Source organism: Bacteroides sp. GD17 (assembly GCF_038448625.1).
Taxonomy (GTDB): Bacteria; Bacteroidota; Bacteroidia; order Bacteroidales; family Bacteroidaceae; genus Bacteroides.
In genome coordinates this window covers 1-8,583 of the sequence record NZ_JBCEZS010000031.1, presented here as the reverse complement: position 1 = coordinate 8,583, position 8,583 = coordinate 1, and the positions used below count along the sequence as shown (strand labels likewise).

At 48.6% G+C, this 8,583-nt stretch carries 6 protein-coding genes; 1 reads left to right on the top strand and 5 read right to left on the bottom strand.

Annotated features, from left to right (window positions below):
* Positions 1–78: 78 nt before the first annotated feature.
* Entirely contained in the window at positions 79–2,088 is a 2,010-nt protein-coding gene (locus AAE250_RS23125) for an anaerobic ribonucleoside triphosphate reductase (RefSeq protein ID WP_294602415.1), read from the bottom strand.
* Between the two features lie 372 nt (positions 2,089–2,460).
* On the opposite strand from AAE250_RS23125, the gene AAE250_RS23120 reads away from it, so the two are divergent.
* Positions 2,461–3,426 carry a cobalamin biosynthesis protein gene (locus AAE250_RS23120; protein ID WP_294602412.1) on the top strand — a complete coding sequence of 322 codons (966 nt, stop codon included), beginning with the start codon at positions 2,461–2,463 and terminating at the stop codon, positions 3,424–3,426.
* Positions 3,427–3,583: 157 nt separating this feature from the next.
* On the opposite strand, the gene AAE250_RS23115 is transcribed toward AAE250_RS23120, so the two are convergent.
* The 4 genes from AAE250_RS23115 to AAE250_RS23100 all read right to left on the bottom strand — a co-directional run bounded on the left by AAE250_RS23115 (position 3,584) and on the right by AAE250_RS23100 (position 8,447).
* On the bottom strand, positions 3,584–4,681 hold the full coding sequence (locus AAE250_RS23115) for a TlpA disulfide reductase family protein (RefSeq protein WP_294602410.1): 1,098 nt from the start codon (positions 4,679–4,681) through the stop codon (positions 3,584–3,586).
* Between the two features lie 125 nt (positions 4,682–4,806).
* A complete protein-coding gene (locus tag AAE250_RS23110) occupies positions 4,807–5,361 on the bottom strand; it encodes a 30S ribosomal protein S16 (RefSeq protein ID WP_294602403.1) in 555 nt (184 codons plus the stop codon).
* Between the two features lie 107 nt (positions 5,362–5,468).
* Complete coding sequence (locus AAE250_RS23105) at positions 5,469–6,821, bottom strand: Na+/H+ antiporter NhaC family protein (RefSeq protein ID WP_294602402.1); 1,353 nt, start codon at positions 6,819–6,821, stop codon at positions 5,469–5,471.
* A gap of 135 nt (positions 6,822–6,956) precedes the next feature.
* Entirely contained in the window at positions 6,957–8,447 is a 1,491-nt protein-coding gene (locus AAE250_RS23100; protein WP_294602401.1) for a UxaA family hydrolase, read from the bottom strand.
* Between the last annotated feature and the right edge of the window lie 136 nt (positions 8,448–8,583).

The window sequence follows — 8,583 nt, the reverse complement described above, 5'->3', positions numbered from 1 at the left end:
TGTGGTATCTTCTAAAATATCGAGAATGGAAAGCACTGGTTCAATTAAAAGTTAAGAATTAAAAATGATAAGAGGGACCTAATTGTGGATGACGCGGTCGTTCAGCTCTGCCAGCTTGGCATTGTTCCAGCGGTCGGTTGTTCCCACCAGGTAGCCGGTGATGCGTTGCAGCTTGTCGATGTGCCGGTTGCCACATTTGGGGCATACTTCCAGGTCGGGCGTAGAGTTCTCGTAACCGCATTCCAGGCAACGGTTGCGGTTGTGGTTCACGGAGCCGTAGCCGATGTTGTAGCGGTCCATCATATCTACCACGCGCATAATGACTTCCGGATTGTGGGTGGCGTCTCCGTCCATTTCTACATAGAAGATGTGGCCGCCGCGCGTCAGGTCGTGATAGGGAGCTTCCACTTCCGCCTTGTGGCGGGCACTGCATTTGTAGTACACCGGAATGTGGTTGGAATTCGTGTAGTAATCGCGGTCTGTAATTCCCGGCAAGCTGCCGAACTTCTTACGGTCTACGCGTGTGAACTTTCCCGAAAGCCCTTCGGCCGGGGTGGCAAGCACACTGTAATTGTGCTGATATTGCTCGGAGAACTGGGTGGCGCGATCGCGCATATAAGTCACAATCTTCAGTCCCAGGTCCTGCGCTTCTGCTGATTCTCCGTGATGTTTTCCGATGAGGGCCACCAGGCATTCTGCCAGTCCGATGAAACCGATGCCCAGCGTTCCCTGGTTGATGACGGAAGCGATGGTATCGTTCGGCTTCAGCTTTTCGCTGCCCAGCCACAAGGCGGACATCAGCAACGGGAATTGTTTGGCGAATGCCGTTTTCTGGAATTCCATGCGTTCGTGCAGCTGGCGTGCAGTTACTTCGAGCATGGCATCGAGTTTGGCAAAGAATTTGGAGATGCGCAGTTCCTTGTCCTCTATGTTCATGCACTCGATGCCCAGACGCACGATGTTGATGGTAGAGAATGAAATATTTCCGCGCCCGATGGATGTTTTCGGTCCGAAACGGTTTTCAAAGACACGTGTACGGCAGCCCATCGTGGCTACTTCGTACTGGTAGCGTTGCGGATCGTCGGCCTTCCAGTCTTCGCTCTGGTTGAAGGTAGCATCCAGGTTCAGGAAGTTGGGGAAGAAGCGGCGGGCAGTCACTTTGCAGGCTAGCTGGTAGAGGTCGTAGTTGCGGTCTTCCGGCAGATAACTCACTCCACGTTTCTTTTTCCATATCTGAATGGGGAAGATGGCTGTCTCTCCGTTGCCCACACCTTGGTAGGTACTCTTCAGTAGTTCGCGGATAATGCAGCGCCCTTCGGCCGAAGTGTCCGTTCCGTAGTTGATGGAGCTGAACACCACCTGGTTTCCTCCGCGCGAATGGATTGTATTCATATTGTGTATAAACGCTTCCATCGACTGATGTACGCGCGCTACGGTCTTGTTTATGGCATGCTGGACGATACGCTTCTCGTCGGACAGCCCGTCCAATGGTTGTTGCAGGTAGTCGGTCAGCTCTTTTTGATAGAGATGCGAGTAATCTTTCCCGTTCAGTTCTTCCAGGTTCTTGATTTCTTCGATGTAGCTGTTTCGCACGTAGGGAGCCAGATAGAAGTCGAAGGCAGGAATGGCCTGTCCGCCGTGCATCTCGTTCTGTGCCGTTTCCAGCGAGATACATCCCAGGATGCTGGCAGTCTCGATGCGCTTTGCCGGACGTGATTCTCCGTGTCCGGCAGAGAAGCCGTACTTCAGGATACGGTCCAGGGGGTGCTGCACGCACGTCAGGCTCTTGGTGGGATAGTAATCCTTATCGTGGATGTGCAGGTAATTATGGTTGACGGCATCCAGCACCTCTTCGCTCAGCAGATAGTCGTCTACAAACGGTTTGGTGGTTTCGCTGGCAAACTTCATCATCATGCCTGCCGGCGTGTCTGCATTCATATTGGCGTTCTCGCGCGTGATGTCGTTGGACTTGATGTTGATGATTTCCAGAAACATGTCGCGCGTCTCTGCTTTACGGATGGCGGTAGCTATTTTCTCTTCATTGAAACCGACGACGCGTCCGTCACGCTTGAGTACTGTCTGTATCATAACCTTTTAGACTAATATGGTATTATTTATTCTGTTTAATTGCGGGGACAAAGGTATCACTCTTATTTGTATGTTTTCTGTTTTGGGAAACTTTTTCGTTTCTAAAAAGTGTTAATCAGTTGATATACAGTGGTTGTTGTTGCTGAAATGGAAAACTTTGCTAATATTATTGTTCCTAAAGTTTCTCGTTACTGATAATTACTTTCCGTAGTTGTGACGTCAAATTTCGAAATGTCAAATGAAGATAAATCTTTTGGGCAGATTACGATTTTTCGAATACTTTAGTTATATTTGCATCCATTGATTTCTTTAAGGCGTTCGTCCTTACTAAAGTACCATTAAATACAATACAAAAAATCAATTAAAGAAAGGATGAGTATGGCAAATGTATTTCCTCCATTTAAGATTGATATAGCCGGAGCTTTCTGTGTACCCAGTGCATTGAAAGACGCTCGCGTGCGGTATCAGAGTGGACAAGTGAGCCGGCAAACCTTGCAGGCGATTGAAGATGCAGAAGTGCGCAACCTGGTGGAACGATTGAAGGCGGGAGGCATGAAGGTCGTTTCGGATGGAGGCTTTCGAAGCCGCGACTTCCTGGAAGGCTGGAACGGTTTTCATTCTAAAGGTCCGTTCTCCGAAGGTTCTGCCTTGGAAATTACAGAACGGATCAGTTTGTCCGAACATCCCATTTTCGAGGAATTTGCCTTTTTGCTTTCCATAGCAGGAGAGGGTGTGATGGCGAAACAGCATATCCCTTCGCCGGCCGAAGTTATGACTCAGATTCTTCAGCGTGTGGAACGCACCCAAATGGAAACCGTTTATCCCGACGTCAGGCTCCTGACGGATGATATTGCCGCTTGTTATCGTTTTCTGCTTACCAAACTCTATGATGCCGGTTGCCGTTACATTCAATTTGACGGAGTGAATTCTGTTATTATGGAGGAGACTATTCGTCTGAACAACCGTGTTTTGCGCGAACGTCCGTCCGGAATGTACGTTGCTTTTCATGCACCTACGGGCATGTTGATTCAGCTTCATGGAGCCGATGCCTATTTCCTGAATTATGATTGCGGTTCGTGCGACCGTAACCGTTTGCTGTGGTTTATACACGAGAAGGAGGCGGTTTTTGGTTTTGTACTGTCCCGTTATCCCAATGAAGACGAGTTGGACGAGTTGCAAGCCAAGACGGAAAGTGTGCTGAATTATATTCCTTTAAAACGCTTCACGTTATGCTTGCCCGATGCAAGCGTATTTCTTTCTCCTTCGGATGATGACGAAGCCAAGCAGTGGGAAACCGTGCGGCTGGGAATGGAAATGGTAGAGCGTATATTCTCTTAAATGTGCAATGCGCCACTTCGTCGTTCGAAATGCCACACTTTATCAGGGCAAATGCCACACTTTGTAAATGCAAATGCCACACTTCGTAAGACTTGCCCTGAGGCATTTGACTTAACGAAGTGTGGCATTTGATTTTTCGGATAATAAGGAGTGCTGTTTATTTGATTACTTCAGCCAGCTTTTCCTGCAATTCGTCACCATGCAGTCCGCGGGCGATGATAGTACCTTCGCCATCGATGAGTACAGTGTGAGGAATGCTGCTTACAGCGTACAATTTAGCACCTTCGCTGTTCCAGTATTGCAAGTCGGACATTTGCGGCCAAGTGATGTTCAGCTTCTTGATGCCCTCTTTCCATGATTCGCCGTCGCGGTCCAAAGATACGCCGACGATTTCGAAGTTCTTGTTTTTGTATTTGGCATAAGCTTCTACCAGGTTAGGCATTTCGCGACGGCAAGGACCGCACCAGCTTGCCCAGAAGTCAATGAGGACAACCTTTCCTTTACCTGCGTAGTCCGACAGTTTCACTGCCTTTCCTTCCGGAGTCTGCATTTCGAAGTCTGTGAATTTCTGGCCTACGGCAGTAGCTTTCATCTTCTCTACATTGCCTTTAATCTTGTTGACGATTTCGTCATTATCGTAGGCGGCCGGGATTTGCGGCATCAGCGGGTCGAGTTCCGCTACATCCATATAGTAGTAATTCTGCTTCAGCAGGAGTATACCTACCGGGTTGGTGATGTTTTGCTTGATAGCTGCCTTGGTGATGTCTATCATCTTATTTTCCAGCACATCCATTTCTTTGATTTTTGCATCACGCTGTTCGTCGTTCAGAGTGGTGTCCGACATGGATTCGTAGATATCTTTCATTTGCTTGTTCAGACCGCTGGACTGATTCTTGATTTCCTGATAGATATCATTATTCGCTGTACCGGTAGCAGATTTATTCTCTTGCGCCAGGTTGATTTTGATTTTTCCGTTTTCCAGGAAGAAATCAATAGCCACGCCATCTTTTCCGGCTGCTTGGTAAGTGATATAACGGCTGGCAGTAGTGTCTTGTGTACCTTCAAAAGTAAATGTTCCGCCTTTGATAATTGCAGAATCCAATTTCACCAATTGGCGTCCTTGCACAGTTTGCAGATATACAGTGTCGCCATCGGCAGCACCTTCTACGGTTCCGGTCACGGTGTAACCCTTGTTCCCGCCGTTACAAGCTGCAAATACAGCGGCCACAGCGAGCAGATAAGTAAACTTTTTCATTGCTTGTTCTTTTTATGAATAATTATAGTCGCAAAGATAGCAATAAAAAATCCTCTCCGGCACGAACCGAAGAGGATTTTATAGTTTTAATCCCAATATTTAATGAAAAAATGCTGTGCTTACTCTTATTCAGCAGCAGCTTCTGTAGCAGGAGCCTCTTCGGCAGCAGCTTCGGTTGCTTCTTCAGCAGGAGCTTCGGCAGCGGCTTTAGCAGCATTTTCAGCAGCTTTCTTTTCAGCCAGTGCTTTAGCTTTTTCTTCGTTTACTTTCTTTTCAGCTTCCAAGCGTGCTTTTGCTTCAGCTTTCTTAGCCTCTTCTTCTTTAGCCTTCAGAGCAGCCAAACCACTTTGTTTGTTGTTCTTCCAAGCTTCGAACTTAGCATCTGCTTCTGCTTCGCCAAATGCGCCTTTAGCCACACCGCCAAGGAGGTGCTTCTTCATGTAAATACCTTCGCGAGAAAGGATGTTACGAACAGTGTCGGTAGGTTGTGCACCTTTCATCACCCAGTCCAGTGCGCGGTCGAACTTCAAATCTACTGTGGCAGGATTGGTGTTAGGATTGTAAGTACCAATCTTCTCAATAAATTTACCATCACGTGGTGCTCTTACGTCTGCAATAACGATAGAGTAGAAAGCGTAGCTTTTACGTCCATGTCTTTGCAATCTGATTTTTGTTGCCATTTAAATAAATGTTTTAATTAATGATTTGAATAATGCTACTATCTCGTAATAGCGGCTGCAAAGGTAAGAAATCTTTTTGGATTATAAATTATAAACCTCAGAAAACTTTAAGAGTACCTCCGGGGATATCTTATTAAGATAGCCAGCAAGGCGCATATTCCCATACAAAACGGGTAATAAAGATTGCCGATGATGCTGAGCGGTGATACGTTTGCCAGCCCGGCGGCAATCAACATTTGTGCTCCGTAGGGAATCAGTCCTTGTATGAGGCACGAAAAGGTGTCGAGTATGCTTGCCGTTTTTCTGCGGTCCAGGTGGAAGCGTAGGGCGATGTCTTTGGCAATCGGTCCGGTGGTGATGATGGCAATGGTGTTGTTGGCGGTGCACAGGTTGGCGATGCTGACAAGTGCGGCAATGCTCAGTTCGGCGCCCCGCTTTCCGGTGACGTGGCGTGTGAGGCGTGAGATGATGAAGTCGATTCCGCCGTTGTAACGGATGGTTTCGAGCATGCCGCCTGCCAGTAGGGTGATGATGATGAGTTCGCCCATGCCCGTGATGCCCGTTCCCATAGCACCAAACCAGTCGAAGAAGGCGGTGCTTGCACTTACGCTTTCGGTGGCGGCGGTTCCTATGCTGATGGCTCCCGTTGCCGTACAAATGCCGATGATCCCTGTCGATACGATTCCGAGCAACAGCACCAGCATCACGTTTACGCCGGCTATGGCTGTTCCCAGTACGATGAGGTAGGGGATTACCTTAACCCATTCAATGGCCTGCATTTGTGCAGGGGCAGATACCGATAGTCCTTGGAAGATATAGATGCACAGCACAATGAGTGCTGCCGGTACCACAATCATGAAGTTCACCCGGAATTTGTCCCTCATCACGCAATCCTGCGTCTTGGTCGAAGCGATGGTAGTGTCCGAAATAAACGAAAGGTTATCTCCGAAGAACGAACCGCCCACCACGATGGCGACCATGTAGGGCAGGTCGATGCCTGTTTTCTCTGCCAGTCCCACGGCTACGGGCGTCAGTGCAACAATCGTTCCTACGCTGGTGCCGATGGAGAGCGAGATAAAGCAGGCGGCGATGAAGATACCTGCCAGCAGCAGATTGTCGGGCAGTATATGCAGCGTCAGGTTGACTGTTGCGTCGATGGCTCCCATCTGTTTGGCGCTTTGTGCAAATGCTCCGGCAAGGATGAAAATCCATACCATCAGCATGATGTTCTTGTTGCTGGCACCTACGGAAAACTGATAGACGCGCTGCTCCAGTTTCAGTCCGCGCGTGATGGCGATGGCGTAGCAGGATGATATCAGAAAAGCAACCGTAATGGGGACTTTATAGAAATCATTCACCAGGAGAGACGTCACCAGGTAGAGGCAGAGGAATACTGCCAGCGGGCTCAGTGCCCACCAGCCGCCTTTTTGCTTTTGGGTTGTATCTGTAGTTAAGGGCATATTGCTTTAAAATATATTCTCTAATTAGTTATAGCATCTCGTATGACAAAGCCGCCGCAAAGATACAAATAAAAAGAGCGGAACAAATCGAATTGTTCCGCCCCTCTGTTTTAATTTTTAATTTTTAAATATCAATTACAGCGTCACTCCCGTCTTGAAGATGGCTATTTCCTTGTAACCTTTCTTTTCGTTGTTTACGAATTCGCCGCTTGCTACCTTTATTATATAGTCGATAAATCTTTCGCAAGTCTTCTCCATCGGTTCGTTCTCAACGATTACGCCTGCATTGAAGTCAATCCAGCCCGGCTTGTTTTTTGCCAGTGCAGAGTTGGTCGAAATCTTCATTGTCGGTACGTACGTTCCGAACGGTGTTCCGCGTCCCGTGGTGAACAGCACCATGTGGCATCCGCAGGAGGCGAGGGCAGTAGCTGCCACCAGGTCATTGCCCGGAGCCGACAGTAGGTTCAGTCCCTTCACTTTCAGGCGTTCGCCATAGGCAAGCACACCTTCCACATAGCTCTTGCCACATTTCTGGGTACATCCCAACGCCTTGTCTTCCAGCGTGGAAATACCGCCTGCCTTATTACCCGGAGACGGATTCTCACCCACCGGCTCGCCGTGCGAAAGGAAGTATTCCTTGAAATCATTAATCAGCTTCACCGTCTCTTCAAACAGCTCCTTGTTGCGGCACCGATTCATCAAGATGGTTTCCGCACCAAACATTTCCGGTACTTCCGTCAGCACGCTGGTGCCGCCTTGTGCCACCAGGAAGTCGGAGAACATGCCCAGCAACGGATTGGCGGTGATTCCTGAGAATCCGTCCGATCCGCCACACTTCAGTCCTACGCGTAGTTCGCTCAAAGGAATCTCTTCGCGTTGGTCTTGGCTTGCCTTTTCATGCAGTTCGCGCAGCAGTTTCATGCCTTCTTCAAATTCGTCGCCTACCTTCTGAACCACCATGAACTTTACGCGATCCTGGTCGTAGTCGCCCAGGAATTCACGGAATACGTCCGGTTGGTTGTTCTCGCAGCCCAATCCTACCACGAGCACTGCGCCTGCATTGGGATGCAGCACCATGTCGCGAAGGATTTTCTTAGTATTTTCGTGGTCGTCGCCCAGCTGTGAGCAACCGTAGTTATGCGGATAAGCCATGATTGCATCCACGCCTTTTCCGTCCGTTTCGCGGCGCAGGGCTTCGGCCAGTTGGTTGATGATGCCGTTGACGCAACCCACGGTCGGGATGATCCAGATTTCATTGCGCACACCTACATCACCGTTTTTGCGGCGATAACCTTTGAAGGTCAGGTTCTTTTTCGGGATGTTCAAGTCTGCATTTACAGGGTTGTATGTGTATTCCAGCAATCCGGCAAGATTCGTCTTGATGTTGTTCTCGTTCATCCAGTCGCCCTGTTTCTGTGCTTGCTTGGCATGGCCGATGGGATAACCGTATTTGATGACGTCTTCGCCTTCTGCAAAATCTTTCAGTGCAAATTTGTGTCCGGCCGGTACATCCTCGTTCAAGGTGATCTCCTTTCCGTCTACCGTGAGTTTTTCACCTGCCGGTAGTGTTACGATAGCTACTGCCACATTATCGGCAGGATTGATCTTTAGAAATTTAGTTTCCATTTTTATAGTGTAAATTAGTTAGTTGCTTAAATGGGAATTTAGGGGCGTAGCGCCCCGGCAAGATTTCCTTTCGGCATGTTTGCGCATCCTAAGGCTGAAAGCCTTTCATCTATCAGCCCAGGGCAACGCCCTGGGT

Bases quoted from the DNA above. Each gene is read 5' to 3' on its own strand.
- AAE250_RS23105 (WP_294602402.1), bottom strand. From the start codon at position 6,821: ATGCCCTTAACTACAGATACAACCCAAAAGCAAAAAGGCGGCTGGTGG.
- AAE250_RS23115 (WP_294602410.1), bottom strand. From the start codon at position 4,681: ATGAAAAAGTTTACTTATCTGCTCGCTGTGGCCGCTGTATTTGCAGCT.
- AAE250_RS23120 (WP_294602412.1), top strand. From the start codon at position 2,461: ATGAGTATGGCAAATGTATTTCCTCCATTTAAGATTGATATAGCCGGA.
- AAE250_RS23100 (WP_294602401.1), bottom strand. From the start codon at position 8,447: ATGGAAACTAAATTTCTAAAGATCAATCCTGCCGATAATGTGGCAGTA.
- AAE250_RS23125 (WP_294602415.1), bottom strand. From the start codon at position 2,088: ATGATACAGACAGTACTCAAGCGTGACGGACGCGTCGTCGGTTTCAAT.
- AAE250_RS23110 (WP_294602403.1), bottom strand. From the start codon at position 5,361: ATGGCAACAAAAATCAGATTGCAAAGACATGGACGTAAAAGCTACGCT.